17 protein-coding genes and 1 pseudogene are annotated in these 13,794 nt (G+C 72.1%); 2 read left to right on the forward strand and 16 right to left on the reverse strand.

Annotated features, from left to right (window positions below; all coding sequences use genetic code 11):
* The first annotated feature begins 3 nt into the window (after positions 1 to 3).
* Positions 4 to 2,217 carry an AAA family ATPase gene (locus O7631_RS02910; RefSeq protein WP_278142897.1) on the forward strand — a complete coding sequence of 738 codons (2,214 nt, stop codon included), beginning with the start codon at positions 4 to 6 and terminating at the stop codon, positions 2,215 to 2,217.
* Between the two features lie 93 nt (positions 2,218 to 2,310).
* Positions 2,311 to 3,243: a superoxide dismutase gene (locus O7631_RS02915; RefSeq protein ID WP_278142898.1), complete on the forward strand. Its 933-nt coding sequence runs from the start codon at positions 2,311 to 2,313 to the stop codon at positions 3,241 to 3,243.
* A gap of 47 nt (positions 3,244 to 3,290) precedes the next feature.
* On the opposite strand, the gene O7631_RS02920 is transcribed toward O7631_RS02915, so the two are convergent.
* The 16 genes and pseudogenes from O7631_RS02920 to O7631_RS02995 all read right to left on the reverse strand — a co-directional run bounded on the left by O7631_RS02920 (position 3,291) and on the right by O7631_RS02995 (position 13,774).
* Positions 3,291 to 3,644, reverse strand: a complete 354-nt coding sequence (locus O7631_RS02920) for a gas vesicle protein K (protein WP_278142899.1) — start codon at positions 3,642 to 3,644, stop codon at positions 3,291 to 3,293.
* Positions 3,641 to 3,871: a gas vesicle protein gene (locus O7631_RS02925; protein ID WP_278142900.1), complete on the reverse strand. Its 231-nt coding sequence runs from the start codon at positions 3,869 to 3,871 to the stop codon at positions 3,641 to 3,643. The genes O7631_RS02920 and O7631_RS02925 overlap by 4 nt, the downstream gene beginning before the upstream one ends.
* Positions 3,868 to 4,683 (reverse strand): GvpL/GvpF family gas vesicle protein, encoded by an 816-nt coding sequence (locus tag O7631_RS02930; protein WP_278142901.1) that lies wholly within the window; start codon positions 4,681 to 4,683, stop codon positions 3,868 to 3,870. Before O7631_RS02930 ends, O7631_RS02925 begins: the two co-directional genes overlap by 4 nt.
* Positions 4,667 to 5,050 (reverse strand): gas vesicle protein, encoded by a 384-nt coding sequence (locus O7631_RS02935; RefSeq protein ID WP_278142902.1) that lies wholly within the window; start codon positions 5,048 to 5,050, stop codon positions 4,667 to 4,669. Before O7631_RS02935 ends, O7631_RS02930 begins: the two co-directional genes overlap by 17 nt.
* A gap of 1 nt (position 5,051) precedes the next feature.
* Positions 5,052 to 5,384 (reverse strand): gas vesicle protein GvpO, encoded by a 333-nt coding sequence (gene gvpO, locus O7631_RS02940; RefSeq protein ID WP_278142903.1) that lies wholly within the window; start codon positions 5,382 to 5,384, stop codon positions 5,052 to 5,054.
* Complete coding sequence (locus tag O7631_RS02945; protein ID WP_278142904.1) at positions 5,350 to 5,661, reverse strand: gas vesicle protein GvpG; 312 nt, start codon at positions 5,659 to 5,661, stop codon at positions 5,350 to 5,352. The genes gvpO and O7631_RS02945 overlap by 35 nt, the downstream gene beginning before the upstream one ends.
* 3 nt (positions 5,662 to 5,664) lie before the next feature.
* Positions 5,665 to 6,420, reverse strand: a complete 756-nt coding sequence (locus O7631_RS02950; RefSeq protein ID WP_278142905.1) for a GvpL/GvpF family gas vesicle protein — start codon at positions 6,418 to 6,420, stop codon at positions 5,665 to 5,667.
* A 136-nt stretch (positions 6,421 to 6,556) separates the two neighbouring features.
* Positions 6,557 to 6,775: pseudogene (gvpJ, locus tag O7631_RS33245) on the reverse strand (gas vesicle protein GvpJ); the annotation flags it as partial.
* Positions 6,772 to 8,010, reverse strand: coding sequence for an SRPBCC family protein (locus O7631_RS02960; protein ID WP_278142907.1), 1,239 nt, complete (start codon positions 8,008 to 8,010; stop codon positions 6,772 to 6,774). The pseudogene gvpJ and the gene O7631_RS02960, both read right to left, overlap by 4 nt.
* 2 nt (positions 8,011 to 8,012) lie before the next feature.
* Positions 8,013 to 8,420 (reverse strand): hypothetical protein, encoded by a 408-nt coding sequence (locus O7631_RS02965; RefSeq protein ID WP_278142908.1) that lies wholly within the window; start codon positions 8,418 to 8,420, stop codon positions 8,013 to 8,015.
* A gap of 278 nt (positions 8,421 to 8,698) precedes the next feature.
* Positions 8,699 to 9,208 (reverse strand): GNAT family N-acetyltransferase, encoded by a 510-nt coding sequence (locus O7631_RS02970; RefSeq protein ID WP_278142909.1) that lies wholly within the window; start codon positions 9,206 to 9,208, stop codon positions 8,699 to 8,701.
* A 131-nt stretch (positions 9,209 to 9,339) separates the two neighbouring features.
* Positions 9,340 to 10,176, reverse strand: coding sequence for a hypothetical protein (locus O7631_RS02975; RefSeq protein ID WP_278142910.1), 837 nt, complete (start codon positions 10,174 to 10,176; stop codon positions 9,340 to 9,342).
* Positions 10,177 to 10,336: 160 nt separating this feature from the next.
* On the reverse strand, positions 10,337 to 10,738 hold the full coding sequence (locus O7631_RS02980; protein ID WP_278142911.1) for a DUF3263 domain-containing protein: 402 nt from the start codon (positions 10,736 to 10,738) through the stop codon (positions 10,337 to 10,339).
* Between the two features lie 105 nt (positions 10,739 to 10,843).
* Positions 10,844 to 11,860 carry an ABC transporter permease subunit gene (locus tag O7631_RS02985; RefSeq protein WP_278142912.1) on the reverse strand — a complete coding sequence of 339 codons (1,017 nt, stop codon included), beginning with the start codon at positions 11,858 to 11,860 and terminating at the stop codon, positions 10,844 to 10,846.
* Positions 11,857 to 12,867, reverse strand: coding sequence for an ATP-binding cassette domain-containing protein (locus tag O7631_RS02990; protein ID WP_278142913.1), 1,011 nt, complete (start codon positions 12,865 to 12,867; stop codon positions 11,857 to 11,859). The genes O7631_RS02985 and O7631_RS02990 overlap by 4 nt, the downstream gene beginning before the upstream one ends.
* A gap of 121 nt (positions 12,868 to 12,988) precedes the next feature.
* Positions 12,989 to 13,774 (reverse strand): DeoR/GlpR family DNA-binding transcription regulator, encoded by a 786-nt coding sequence (locus O7631_RS02995; protein ID WP_088987368.1) that lies wholly within the window; start codon positions 13,772 to 13,774, stop codon positions 12,989 to 12,991.
* Positions 13,775 to 13,794 lie beyond the last annotated feature (20 nt).

A 13,794-nucleotide genomic window follows, 5' to 3' on the forward strand; every position in this document is an offset into this window, starting at 1 on the left:
GCGGTGGCGCAACCCGACCTGACCTTGACGGCGAGCCTACGGCCGGCCGCGCTGGACGCCCGACGGGGCATCGTGCGGCTGCACCCGGAGGCGATGACCGCGCTGGGCCTGCGTCCCGGTGACCCGGTCCGTCTCGCCGGCCGCCGGGAGACGGCCGGGATCGTGGCGGCGGCTGCTCCGGGCGCGAGCAGCGCCCTGCTGTACGCCGACGACCTGATCCTGGGCAACCTGGGCCTACGCGACGGCGGTCAGGTGCGGGTCAGCCCGGTGCCGCTGACCCCGGCGGGTCGGGTCGTCCTGGCCGGTCCGGCGGGGGTGGTGGCGGCGGTGAGCCCGGAGATGCTCCGGCTCGCCCTGCTGGGCAAGGTGCTCACCGCCGGTGACGACGTGTCGCTGTTGCCGCAGGACGTGCTGCCGGACGCGTCGGTGCGCGGCCTGGTCGAGGCGGCTCGTCGCAGCCTCGCCAACACCGTCGGTTTCGCCTGGACCAGCACCCTGCTGACAGTGGTCACGGTCGAGCCGGCCGCCGGCGCTCTGGTCACCATGAACACGGCGGTCACCTGGGAGCACGGTGCGACCACGCACGGGCCCGGCCCGGTCGGGACAGCGCCGCCCGAGCCGCGCACAACGGCCGACACGGCCCCGGCCGACGACGACGCCCCGGACGTGGACGAGCTACCCGGGCTGCGGGCCCAGGCCGAGGAGCTGACCGAACTGCTCGACCTCGGTTTCCACCACCGGGAGGTACTGGGCCGGCTGGGCACCACCATCTCCCTGGGGGTGCTGCTCGTCGGCCCGGCGGGCTCCGGAAAGTCGGCGCTGGTCCGGGCTGTCGCCGCCCGGGTCGGTGCCCGTGTCCACCCGATCTGGGCACCGGAGGTGGCAGCGCTGGCCAACCAGGCCGCCGCCGATCGACTGCGCGCCGCGGCGACAGCTGCCCGCGCCGGCGGCCCCGCGGTGCTGCTGGTCAGCGACGTCGAGGCGCTCGCACCGGCGGACGAGCCCGGCCCGGTGGCGACGGTGTTCCGGCAGGTGCTCGTGGAGAGCGTCCGGGCCGGCGTCGCGGTGGTCTGCGCCACCAGCCGACCGGAGGCGGTCGACAGCGCGCTACGCACGCCGGACCTGTTGTCGCTGCGGATCAGCGTCCCGCTCCCCGACCAGGCGCTACGCCGCGAACAGCTCACCGTGCTGACCCGGCAGGTGCCACTGGCCGACGACGTCCGGCTGGACGAGGTGGCCGCGCGTACCCCCGGGTTCGTCGCGGCGGACCTGGCCGCGCTGGTCCGGGAGGCCGGGGTACGCGCGGCGCTGCGACAGAAGGCCGCCGAGACACCGACGGTGTCGATGGCCGATTTCACCGCCGCCCTGGAGGTGGTCCGGCCGACCACGATGGCCGCGTCCACCCTGGACCTCGCGTCGGTGACCCTCGACGACGTGGGTGGCCTGGACGAGGTCAAGCAGACACTCACCGAGTCGGTGTTGTGGCCGTTGACCTACCCGGACACCTTCGCCCGGCTCGGGGTCCAACCGCCGCGTGGCGTGCTGCTCTACGGGCCACCCGGCTGCGGCAAGACGTACCTGGTCACCGCCCTGGCCGGGTCGGGGCGGGCCAACGTGCTGTCGGTGAAGGGCGCCGAACTGCTCTCCAAGTGGGTCGGCGAGAGCGAGCGCGCGGTCCGGGAACTGTTCCGCCGGGCCCGGGAGGCGGCCCCGACCCTGATCTTCCTGGACGAGGTGGACGCGCTGGCCCCGGTACGCGGGCAGGCCACCGACGGGGGCACCACGGACCGGGTCGTCGCCGCGCTGCTCACCGAACTCGACGGGGTGGAGACGCTGCGCAACGTGGTGGTGGTCGGCGCGACGAACCGGCCGGACCTGGTCGACCCGGCGCTGCTGCGGCCGGGCCGGTTGGAGCGGCTGGTCTACGTGCCGCCGCCGGACGGGCCGGCCCGCGCGGAGATCCTGCGGGCCGCGTCCCGCCAGGTGCCGCTGGCCCCGGACGTGGACCTGTCGAGCCTCGGCGACGAGTTGACCGGCTTCTCCGCCGCCGACTGCGCCGCGCTGGTGCGGGAGGCGGCGCTGGCCGCCATGCGTGAGTCGCTCGCCGCCGCGACGGTCACCGCCGCGCACGTGGCGACCGCGCGGGCACGGGTACGCCCGTCGCTGGACCCGGCCCAGGTGGCCTGGCTCGCGGCGTACGCCGCTGACCGGGAGTGAGCAGACCAGCACAACCTTTCGTCGCGCCCCAGACGTCCGTAGAACGTCATGCTCCTGAGTGGAGTCGTCCACTCCGACGTCAGGCGGTGCTCCTTGCACAGACTCATCTCCTTCCTCGTCGTCCCGCTGCTGGCGGCGGCGACAGTGTCCACTGTCGGCGCGTCGGCGGCCGCCCACCCGTCGAAGCCGTTCCCGGCCCGGATCGCCCTGCCCGACGGCTTCACGCCCGAGGGGTTGACCATCGGCCACGGCACGGCCGTCTACGTGGGCTCTGTTCTTGACGGCGCGGTGTGGCGGGGTGACCTCCGCACCGGGCGCGGTTCGGTGCTGATCCCCGGCACACCGGGTAAGCCCAAGGCGGGCCTCGAACTCGACCGGCGGGGCCGGCTCTGGACCGCCGACTTCTACACCGGCGGGGCCAGCGTGTACGACCCGCGCACCGGTGCCCGCCTGGCCCACTACCAGTTCAACGACGGGTCGAACACCCTGGTCAACGACATGGTGATCACCGAACGGGCGGTCTACTTCACCGACTCCGTACGCCCGGTGCTGTACGTGGTGCCGCTGGGCCCGAGCGGTCGTCTGCCGGATCCCACCGCGTTCCGGGTATTGCCGCTCGCCGGCCCGGGGGCGACGCCGGACGCGTTCAACAACGGGATCGTGGCGCTGCCAAACGGAGACCTGCTGGTCGCGCAGATGCTGACCGGGCAACTGGTCCGCGTCGACCCGCGTACCGGCGGCAGCGGTGTCTTCGACCTCGGCGGCTACTCGGTGGACCGGGCCGACGGGCTGGTGCTGCGGGGGCGCACCCTGCACGTGATCCGCAACCTGTCCAACGTCATCGCCGTGGTGCGACTGAACGGCTCGTACAACTCCGGGGTGGTGCAGCGGGAGATCACCGGGCCGCAGCTGCGGTCCCCGGCCACCGGCGACCTGCTCGGCTCCGCGTTGTACGTGGTCAACGGCCGCTTCGACGTGGAGTCCACGCCGAGCACCGACTACGACATCGTCCGCGTACCGGCCTGACCCCTGACGGTCGGCGGCGGCCATCCCGGTCGCCGCCGACCGGCGGCTCAGTCGGTGGGCAGGAGCGGACCGAGCGGACCGAGGTCCAGATTCAGGTCCTCCGGGGCCAGACCGAAGTGCTCGCGCAGGCCGACCATCTGCTCCTCCAGCGCCATCAGCGTCACCCCGATCCGCTCCACCTGCTCCTCGGTGAGGTCGCCGAGGTCAACCCGGCGCAACGCCTGCCGCTCCATGAGTTGTCGCAGCAACTCGACGATCGTGAGCACCAGGCTCGCCAGCCCTCGTTCGACCGAGTCGCGGTCCACAGCGATCCGGCGGTCCAGCGGGGTGACCCGGGGCGGTCGCCACGACTCGGCACCCAGTGCGGCGGCCAGCTCGGCGGCGTCGTCCCGCCCGGTCATCCGGAGCCCGCCGCCGGTTCGGCGTCCACCACCGGCGTCAACGCTCCGACCGAGGCGACAAGAGCGCGCAACGAGATCCGGACGAGGTCCACCTCGGCGATCGCCAGGGTGATGTCTCCGCTGATCACCACACCGGTGGCGAGCACCCGGTCGAGCAGATCCACCAGGGCGACCGGCCGATAGGCCAGCGGGTCGTCCGCGCTGCTCGGCGCGAGCGCGGTCGTCACCGCGCCTCCCGGACGGCGTGAGCCGGCTCGGGCCGTTCCGCGACGAAGGAGTACGCCGGCCACGGCCCGGTCAGCTCCAGCCGGATCCCCGGATGCCGGTCGCCCAACGTGGCGACCAGCCCGGTGAAGCGGGGCAGGGCCGAACGATCCACCAGGTACGCGCCGTTGAGCACCATCGCGGTCGCCGCCCCGGAGAGTCGCCGGTCCTGCGGTGCGTGCCGCCGGTCGGCGACGGCCAGCTCACCGAGGGCGGTGTGCACCGCGTCCGCCGCCGTGATCGCGGCCTGCTGGCCCTCGTCGCGGGCGGTCAGCTGGGCCCGACGCCGACGCAGGTACGCGGTCCCCACCCCGCCGGGACCGTCGGATCCACCGGCCCGGACCACCGCACCCGGCACCAGGTAACCCTTGACGCCCAACTCGGCGCGCCCGGTGAGACGGTCCAACGTGGCGAGCAGCTCGGCAGCGCACTCGACCAGTGATCCGGCTACCCTGCTGTCGTCGCTGTGCACTGTGGCGAGGCGGGCCGGCACCACCGCCCCCCGCCGGGCCAGCGCCTCGACGACGCCGTGGTGCGCCCGCGCCGCCCGCTCCAGCCAGGCAAGGTCCTCCAGGTGGTGACGCAGCGGTTCTTCGCCGTACTCGTCCAGTGGGGCCGCGCTGACCACGGCCACGAGGTCGGCGGCGGGCACCCCGCGCACCGGGCCACCGTCCATCCCGGTGATCTCCGCAAGCACCCTCGGGTCGACGTCCCGGACCACACCGTGCAACCAGGCGCCGGTCACCGGGGCCTGCGTCTCACGCGTCGAACTCATCCCACTCCTCCCGCTCGGCGTCCCGGAGTCGAGCCCGGGCCTCCACCCGGGGCCGGCGTTCCGCCTCGACCTCCTCCGGGTCACGGGGCCCCGGCTCCACCGGCGGCCGGGCCCGGGAACTGAGCCACGGGTCGTGCTCCCACCAGTCGATGCCGATCTGCCGGGCGGTGTCGACCGACGCGATGACCAGCCGCAGCTTCAGCGTCAGCAGCTCGATGTCGAGCAGGCTCACCCGGATGTCGCCGGCGATCACGATGCCGCGGTCGAGCACCCGCTCCAGGATGTCGCCAAGGTTCGCCGGTTCGTGGCCGGCGGGCAGGACCTGGCCCGAGTTCTGCACCACCGACGGCTGCTGCCCAGCGGTCATGTCAGCCCACCTCGCCCTTCCCGCGCTGGTAGCTGCGCACCCGCCGGTAGCCGAGCAGGCCGCCCTCGATGTCCAGCTCCACCTCGTCGAGGCCCATCAGGTCGATGGACGAGGGGACGCGCCGCGCCTCCACCACCTCCACCCCGACCAGCCAGCCGTCGTCGGTCGCCTCCAACGAGACGGTCCCGGACGCCTCCCGGCCGGTCAGCTCGACGAGCTGCCGCAGCCCGGCCCGGGCCGCCTCGGCCGCCGATGCCGGCTCCACGTACTCGTCGTCGGGATAGTCCTCGGTGCCCGGGTCACGTCGCCGGGCCCGGACGTCGTCGTCGGACATCGCGCACACCTCCCTCACCAGCCGGCCTGCGCTGGGGCGGGCGCTGCCGGCTGACGCCGCCGGTGAGCCGGTCCAGCACCCGCTGCTCGGCCCGGTCGCGTTCCTCCGGGGTCAGCTGACCGGCGGCGGCAGCGGCATCCAGTTCCTCCAGCTCACGCCGGACGTTGACCGGATTCCGCTGCCGCGCCTCCGCCTCTCGGGCGACCACCCCGACCACCGCCGTCAGCCCCCGCACCGGCGCGTACGGCAGGGTCAGCAGCGCCCAGAGCAGGTCCACGGGTCAGCCCGCCAGTTGGTGCGCGGCGACGAAGTCGTACGGGGCGAGCGGTCCCAGCAGGCGCAACCGGAGCAGACCCCTCCGATGCTGGGCGTACTCCTCCAGGACGTCGATCATCGCCGCCTCCTGATCCGTGTCGACCAGCAGCGCCACGTGCGCGGCGTCCATCTCGTGACTGGGCGGTCGCAGTTGCGTGGACACGACGTACTCGGCGACGACGTCGAGCAACCGACGGTTCTCCGCCTCCCGGCGCAGCTCCACCGCCTGGCTGATCAGCTCGCCCAGCCGGATCCGAAGTTCGCGGCTGGTCGTCTCGGGCCGGCCGCGGATCTGCTCGGCGAGCCCAGCGGCGGCCGGGTTCTCGTCCAGGACGCCACGCAGCAGCGTCCGCTCGTCGAAGCGCCCCTGCACGACGTACTGCACCCGGCCCTCCAACTCGGCGAGCGCGGCGGCGAACCGGTCATGATGCGCCTCGAGCAGGTCGACGACCGCGTCCGGGCCGGTCACGACAGTGCCGAAGCGCACCGGCAGCACCGGTGCCACCTCCGCCGTCCCGTCCAGCAGTTCCTGGTACGCCCGCAGGTCGGCGGGCCGACCCAGGGCGGCGTCCAGCGGCACCTCGCTGACCAGGGCCCCGAGATCCCCGTGCCGGATCACCGCCACCTCGCCCGGCGGCTCGCCGACCCCGGCCGCGTCGGGCGTCGCCTCCACGTCGGCCGGCACCAGCCCGTAGATGAACAGTCCCGTCTCGTCCGCCATCTCAGCTCCTCCCGAGATCCCGCACGTTGCCGGTCACGTCCCGCACCGAGCCGGTGACGTCGGAGACGACGTCGGTGACACCCCCCACCAGTCCGGCCAGGCCCCCGGCGTCCTCCGGGGCGATGTCGAGCCGGTCGACCGCATCGGCGAACCGCAGGTACGTCTCGATGCTCGCCACCACGACCCGCGCGTTGATCTCCACCAGCGGGATGCCGACGACCCCGACGGTGACCTGCGCGTCGATCACCACGCCCTTGTCGAGCACGGTCTCCACGACGTCGGCGAGGCCGCCGGCGGTGGACCCGGTACGTTCCAGGGCGCCACCTGCCGCACCGTCACCGGAAACGACTGTCACTCGTCCTCCTCCCGCCGACGACGTACCACCGGGCGACGCGGCGGCTCGGCCCCGCGCCGGACCGGCGGCCGAGGTCGCTGTGGTTCCTCCCGTGGCTCCGGGCGACGGGCCCGCTGTGGCTCCTCCCGCGGCTCCGGGCGACGGGCCCGCTCGGCGGTACGGCGGCGCGGCGCGGGCGGTGGTTCCTCGTCGGGCTCTTCCGCGTACCCCTCGTCGTAGCCGTCCTCGTAGGCCTCGTACTCATCGTCGTACTCCGGCTCGGCCGGTCGCCGGGGTGGACGCTGCCGCTGCCGACCGGCGGGCCGACGAGAGGGCTCCTCCGGCTCGCGCTCCTCGCGCTCCTCGGCCTGCTCGCGCTCCTCGGCCTGCTCGTGCTCCTCGGCCTGCTCGCGTTCCTCGCGGACGGCGGTCTCGTGGTCCCTGACCACCTGGGAGTCGCGGATCTCGCCGCGCCAGCCCTCGACCTGGTCGGGGTCGAGCGCCACCTCCGTCATCACGTGCCGGACGAAGTGCTTCAACTCCAACCGGACCCGCCGCCCCTGGGCACGCCACAGGTTGCCGGTGTGCTCGAAGAGACCCTGCGGGTGGTACTCCAGGACCACCAGGATGCGGGTCAGGTCCGGGGTGATCTCGTGGAAGCTGACAGTGCCGTCCACCGAGCCCTTCTCGCCCTTGGACCGCCAGTGGATGAGCTTGTCCGGCACCTGCTTGACGATCGTCGACTCCCACGTCCGGTGCGACCAGAAGACCTGCGCCTTCCAGGTCAGCTTCTCGTCGGAGTCGGCGTCGACGTTCTCGACCTTCTTCATGAAGCTCGGGAAGTCGCCGAACTGGGTCCACTGGTTGTACGCGGCCCGCACCGGCACACCGACCTCGATGGTCTCGACGATGTTGGTGACCTTCTGCTTCTTGCCGCCCTTGCCGCCGCCCTTACCGCCCATGCGGCCGAGAGCCGACATCACCTTCTCCTTACCGCCGGCCACTCCGGCATGAACCATCGCCTTCACCGGTGAGTCACCCTCGGCGAGCTTCTGCGCTCCGGTCGCCGCAGCGATGAGGCCGGGCCCGCCGCCCTGGCGCGCGTAGTCGCTGAGTCGGCCGGTCGCACCGGTGATCCGTTCCGTCACCACCGACATCGCCCGTTCACCGATGGCTCCGGCCAGGTTGCGCACCTCGCCGACCAACTGGTCGCGGACCTTGTCACCCAGACCGCCGGGGTTCGCGTTCGCTGCCACCGTCACCGCCCCCGCTGCCCGGTCGACTCGTCCCGGTGGTTCTTCTCCGCGTCACCGTTGTCGGTGCCCTGGTCAGCGCCTCTGCCGTCGTCCTGGTTGCCGGACCGGCTGCGCAACGCGTCGGCCGAGCTGCGCAGCCGACCGCTGAGGGCGTCCACGCCGCTGCCGGCAGCCGCGTTCGCGGCAGCCCGCCCGGCGTTGACGAGGGGCCCACCCAGCCGGCTGAGGTTGCTCAGGGCGGGGGACGAGTGCAGGACATCGGTGCCGCGCTTGAGCAGCCCGCCGGGGTCACGGCTGGCCCGTCCGGCGGCGACTGCGGCGGCCAGGGTGAGCGCGGTACGCAACTTGCGGCGGCGGCCCAGCAGGTAGCCGAAGCCCACCGCCAATCCGATTCGTGTGCCGGTCTTCATCTGCTCTCCTTCGCTCCCCGAAAGGGTCCGGAAGCCTGACCGTGGGGGCCGGAGGAGGGCTACCAAAAATAACGGCGCGCTGTTCCTCTGATCAGGCTTTCCGTGTCTGTGGACCCGGCGGGCAGTACCCGGCAGCATTCTGCCGAAACCGATTCCACGCCCTTCGGATAAAGGCGCTCACACCGATCAGGAAAGGCGGGACGCCGCACGCTATAACGGACAGCAGGGCGCTTCCCACCAGGGAGAGTGATAGGCGATATGAAACGCAGAAGTGAGCGTCAGAGTGCGGGGGGCGTCGAATCAAGGCAGATTTCGGCGCGCACCTTTCCGTCCTGCTCATACAGTTTCGCGCCGCATTTATTGAGGACGGCAACGGCACCCGCGTTGTCCGCAGTCGTCTCCGCCACCACGACCCGCATGCCCGCCCGGGCGGCGGCGTTCAACAACTCCCGCAGGGCGGCCGCGCCGATCCCCTGTCCGCGCGCCGAGCGACCGAGCCACATCCCGGTCTCCACCGTGGCGGGCTCGTCACAGCGCGTCATCCGCACCATGCCCACCACCTCGCCGCCGGCGAGGATCGCGTACATCTGCGAGCCGGTCGGGCCGTCCAGCCCACCGAAGCTCGCCCGGTGGAACTCCCGAAACGCCTCGCGGCGGGCGAGCGACCAACCGGCGGGGGCTTCGACCGGCGGCATGACGTCACCGGGCTCCGCCTCGGCAGCCGCTACGGAGAGCAACGGCTCCAGGTTGCCCTCGTCCACCGGCTCCAGCCGGACCGCACCCGCCACGTGCCGCAGTCTGCCGCCCCCATCGGCCGAAGTCCACCCCATTGGCGATGCACTGGCGGTCCGGCTACCGGTCCCGGCCGGTCGGGCGGCCCGGGTGTTTCTCATCACGCTCTGTCGTCACCCGATGGTGGTCACGCGGTCGGCTGAAACTCGCAGAACACCACCGAGGCGTCGTCGGTCGCCTTGTGCCGGCGCAACCGATCACCGTGGTCGCGCTCGGCGGCCCGGACCCGGTCGATCAACCGGCCCGGCCCGTCCGCGCTGAGCAGATCCAGCAGACCGGGCCAGTCGGTCAACCCGAACTGCTCCACAGCGCTGGATGCGCCGTCGCTGAGCAGAGCCGCCCGGCGCAGCGCCGTCGGACCGTGCCGGGGCAGCGTCCCGGTCATGGCGTGGAAGGCCGCGTCGGGGTCGGCCGCCGCTACCCAGTAGCCGTGGGTGCGGTTCATCCGCTCCCGCTGAACGCTCACCGCGTGCCGGAACCGAGTGACCGGGTCCGCCGCCCCGCCCGGCAGCACGGCGACCGTCTCCCGCATCTCCGCCATCGCCGCGTCCAGCCGGTTGTCGGTCACCACGCTCACCTGACCGCCGCAGTCCAGGACCAACGGGCTGTCGCAGAGCACCAGGTAGTCGACCTGGTCACCGCAGTCACGCAGGAGGCAGACCGTGCTGGACGGGGTGCCGGGATGGTCGAGGTCGCACTGCTCGCCGTGGTCGGCGCGTACCGCGAGGATGGCGGCGGCCAGGTTGCTGGTCAGACGGGCCGCCGGGCGGACCGCCTCCGCCACGGCGATCCGGGCGGCCAGGTGCCGCACGTACCACTCCGGCCCGTGCACGCAGCCGGTGTCGAAGCCCTCCGGCACTGTCGCGCCGTCGAGGACGCCGACCAGCGGGCCGATCTGGAAGACCAGGTCCTCGTTGACCGGTCGGCCCGGGGCCGGCGCGGACGCGGATCGCACCCGCATCATCGACACACCTGCCGAGGGTTGGCACCAGCCACCGCCCGCTCCCTCCGTCGCCTCCGGTCCAGCTACCAGCGATGCCGCAGCGCTGCCCGCGTACCCAGTGGGTCGGGTGACATTCCTGGCCAGATGACTCACTCCCGCGTTGAACGACCAGCGGAGCCGGTCAGCGGCGGCGGTTGCGGGCGCGCGACGAGCGCAACCGGCGGAGCCGCGCGATCAGCACGGGGTCGGCGGCGAGGGCGGCCGGATTGTCCAACAACCCGTTGAGCAGTTGGTAGTAGCGGGTCGAGGAAACCCCGAAGGTGTCCCGGACGGCCTGTTCCTTGGCCCCGGCGTGCCGCCACCACTGCTGCTCGAAGGCGAGGATGGCCCGCTCGCGCTCGGTCAACAGGGCCGCCGGGTCGACAGGCTGGACGGGCGCCGGTTCGTCGGTCGGCTCGGCCGGCTGCGCCGGCTCGTCGGCGGCCTCGATGTGCGGCGCCGGCCGGGGAGTCGGAACGGTCGGCCCGACGCCACCTGGACGAGCGTCGGCGGACGACTCTGGGGTGGTGGCGTCGGCGGACATTCGCTCAGCCTAGCCAGCGAGGACCCCTGTCGCAGCAGCCGGCGCGGCGGTACCCGAACGCACTGAGGCCCCCGACGTGTGCCGGGGGCCTCAGTAGCCGGTATCTCAGGAAATGTCGCGGCGACGCATCGCCCAGACCGCAGCCCCGAGGATCACCACCAAGCCGACCGAGAACAGGACTGACGACTGCTGCCACGTGATATCCATCGTGGCGGGTTTGCACTCCCCGAAGAAGGTCGCGTTGCAGGAGTTCCAGTCCTGCAACGTCACCGTCTTCGTCATCCAGGCCAGCGCGTACGTGGGCAGCAGCCAGGCCTCGGCGAACTTCACGTTCGCCATCGACAGCAGGATGCCCAGCCCGAACTGGCCGACCACCATCACCGCCACCACGCCGCCGAGGGCCATCGCGGTGTGCCGACCCAGCGAGGCGAGGGCGAAGCCGATGGTGGTCAGCACCAGCACCAGCACCACACCGCGTACCCCGGTCAGGATGGCCGACTGCATGACGCCGGAGGTCACCTTCTCGGTGGTGCCCCGGAAGGTGGCCACCCCCCAGAAACCGGCGAACCACAGCACCGCGGCGGGCAGAGTCACCGCCAGGATGCCGGTGAGCAGCGCGGCCAGCTTGGTGAGGAGTACGGTGAGCCGCTTCGGCCGCCAGAGCAGCAGGTTCATCATGCCGCCGGTGCTCCACTCGGCGCCGACGAAGGACGCGCCGATCACGAATCCGACGAGCGCGAGGATCGCCGCGAACGGGATCAGTGTCTCGTCGAACGTCTCCCGGAAGTTGAACGTCGACGGCAGGTACCACTCCGCCCGGATCTCCTCCCGAGGCGGGGCCGTGATCATCGAACAGTCATCCGGGTAGCGGCCGTCGGTCGGCGTGCCAGCGGTCTTCGCCTGTTCGCACTCGACGCGTGCCCGCTCGCTGTCGCGCACCTGGAACTCGTACTGCTGTTGGGCCTCGCGCTCCGCCTTGGCACGCTGACCAGCGTCGATCTTGTGGTTGGTGAAGAACACACCGACCACCACCGCGGCCAGCACCACCAGACCGAGCAGCGTCATGTAGCGGGTGAAACGCCGCTTGGCGAGCCGGCGCAGCTCCGTACGATAGAGGCTCACGCGCCCCACCCTCCTCCGGCGGTGCCGGGCTGACCCGTCCCACCGACCTTCATGGACTCGTCGACCTGCCGGTGCTGACCGGGCACCGGTGCGGTGGCGGTCAGTTCTAGGAAGACGCTCTCCAGGTCGACCGCGATCGGCGCCAACTCGCTGACGTAGAGGTCCTGCTCGGCGAGCAACCGCGTCACCGAGGCCGGCTTGTCGACGCCGGTCAGCATCAGGTGGTCGGGGTGCCCGGTGACCCGGATCCCGGCCTTGGTGAGCGCCTCGGTGGCCACCGGCAGGTCGCTGACCGCCTCCAACCGGATCCGGACCGCGCCTGACGAGTGCTGGGCGAGCACCTCGTCGACCGGGCCGAACGCGACCCGCCGACCCAGCGAGATGATGGTGACCGAGTCACAGATCAGCTGGATCTCGCCGAGGATGTGGCTGGACAGCAACACTGTCATTCCCGATTCGGCGAGGTTGCGCATCAGCGTGCGCATCTCCCGGATGCCGCCCGGGTCGAGGCCGTTGGCGGGCTCGTCGAGGATGAGCAGCTTCGGGTTCTTCAGGAGGGCCGAGGCGACGGCGAGCCGCTGCTTCATGCCCAGCGAGTACGTCTTGACCCGCTCCCCCGCCCGGTCGCGCAGCCCGACGAGCTCCAACACCTCGTCGACCCGGGTGGCCGGCACCTCGCCCGCCCCGGCCAGCAGGGACAGCGTGTCCCGTGCGCTGAAGTGCGGGAAGAACTGCGGGCTCTCCACGATCGCGCCGACCTGGCCGGCGACAGTGGGCAGCGCGTCGGGGACCTCGTGCCCGAGCAGCGCCATCCGGCCGCCGTCGGGTCGGATCAGGCCGAGCAGGGTACGCAGCGTGGTGGTCTTGCCGGACCCGTTCGGACCCAGGAAGCCGTGCACCTGCCCCGCGTCGACCCGCATGTCGAAGCCGTCGAGCGCGTTGCGGGTGCCGCGTCGACGACTCTTGTACGTCTTACGTAGACCTTCGATCTCCAGGACAGCTGGCAAGCTGCACCTCCCCCGATGGGTGGGCGTGACAGCCGACACCATACGCGGTATGCAGGCACACGCAATACGCGGTATGCATCGACGCGCCGAACTGACTACTTCATCGACGGAACGTGACGGCTCAGGCGCAGACGACCTGGACGCCGGCGGCGCGGAACGCCTCCACCACCTCCGGTGCGGCACCGGAGTCGGTCACCAACGTCTCCACCCGCTCGACGGGGCAGATCCGGGCGAAGGCGTGGCCCCCCAGTTTGGACGAATCGGCGATGATCACCACTCGCTTGGCCCGGGCCACCATCAGGTTGTTCATCGCCGCCTCACCCTCGTGGTGGGCGGCCGCGCCGAGCTGCGGGTCGATCGCGTCCACACCCAGCAACGCGACGTCCAGGGTGACCTCACGCAGCAGCGCCCCGCCCAGCGGGCCGACGAGTTCGAACGACTTCGGGCGCACCACCCCGCCGGCCACCACGACCTTCATCCGGGACCGCACCAGCAGCTCGTTGGCGATGTTCAGCGCGTTGGTGACCACGGTGAGCTGGGCACCCTCGGCGCTGGTGTTCAGGTCCGGCCGGACGGCGAGGGCCCTCGCCACCTCGGTGCTGGTGGTGCCACCGTTCAGGCCGACCACAGTGCCGGGCGTGACCAGCGCGGCGGCGGCAGCGCCGATCCGCTGCTTCTCCGCCGAGTGCTTCGCCGTCTTGTAGCGCAGCGGCAGGTCGTACGAGACGCCGTTGGCGACCGCGCCACCGCGCGTCCTCGTGATCATCTGCTGCTGGGCGAGCTGGTCGAAGTCACGCCGGATGGTGGCCTGGGAGACGTCCAGCCGCTCGGCTGCCGCCTCGACACTGACCCGGCCGTTGTCGGTCAGCATCTCGAGAAGGGCGTTCCATCTGGCGTACCGGTCCACCGCGGAGGCCCTCCCAGCAA

The sequence above is a fragment of the Micromonospora sp. WMMD967 genome, from assembly GCF_029626165.1.
Taxonomy (GTDB): domain Bacteria; phylum Actinomycetota; class Actinomycetes; order Mycobacteriales; family Micromonosporaceae; genus Micromonospora; species Micromonospora taraxaci.

Bases quoted from the DNA above. Each gene is read 5' to 3' on its own strand.
- O7631_RS02965 (WP_278142908.1), bottom strand. From the start codon at position 8,420: ATGAAGACCGGCACACGAATCGGATTGGCGGTGGGCTTCGGCTACCTG.
- O7631_RS02920 (WP_278142899.1), bottom strand. From the start codon at position 3,644: ATGACCGGGCGGGACGACGCCGCCGAGCTGGCCGCCGCACTGGGTGCC.
- O7631_RS02975 (WP_278142910.1), bottom strand. From the start codon at position 10,176: ATGATGCGGGTGCGATCCGCGTCCGCGCCGGCCCCGGGCCGACCGGTC.
- gvpO (WP_278142903.1), bottom strand. From the start codon at position 5,384: ATGTCCGACGACGACGTCCGGGCCCGGCGACGTGACCCGGGCACCGAG.
- O7631_RS02935 (WP_278142902.1), bottom strand. From the start codon at position 5,050: ATGACCGCTGGGCAGCAGCCGTCGGTGGTGCAGAACTCGGGCCAGGTC.
- O7631_RS02950 (WP_278142905.1), bottom strand. From the start codon at position 6,420: ATGGCGGACGAGACGGGACTGTTCATCTACGGGCTGGTGCCGGCCGAC.
- O7631_RS02980 (WP_278142911.1), bottom strand. From the start codon at position 10,738: ATGTCCGCCGACGCCACCACCCCAGAGTCGTCCGCCGACGCTCGTCCA.
- O7631_RS02930 (WP_278142901.1), bottom strand. From the start codon at position 4,683: ATGAGTTCGACGCGTGAGACGCAGGCCCCGGTGACCGGCGCCTGGTTG.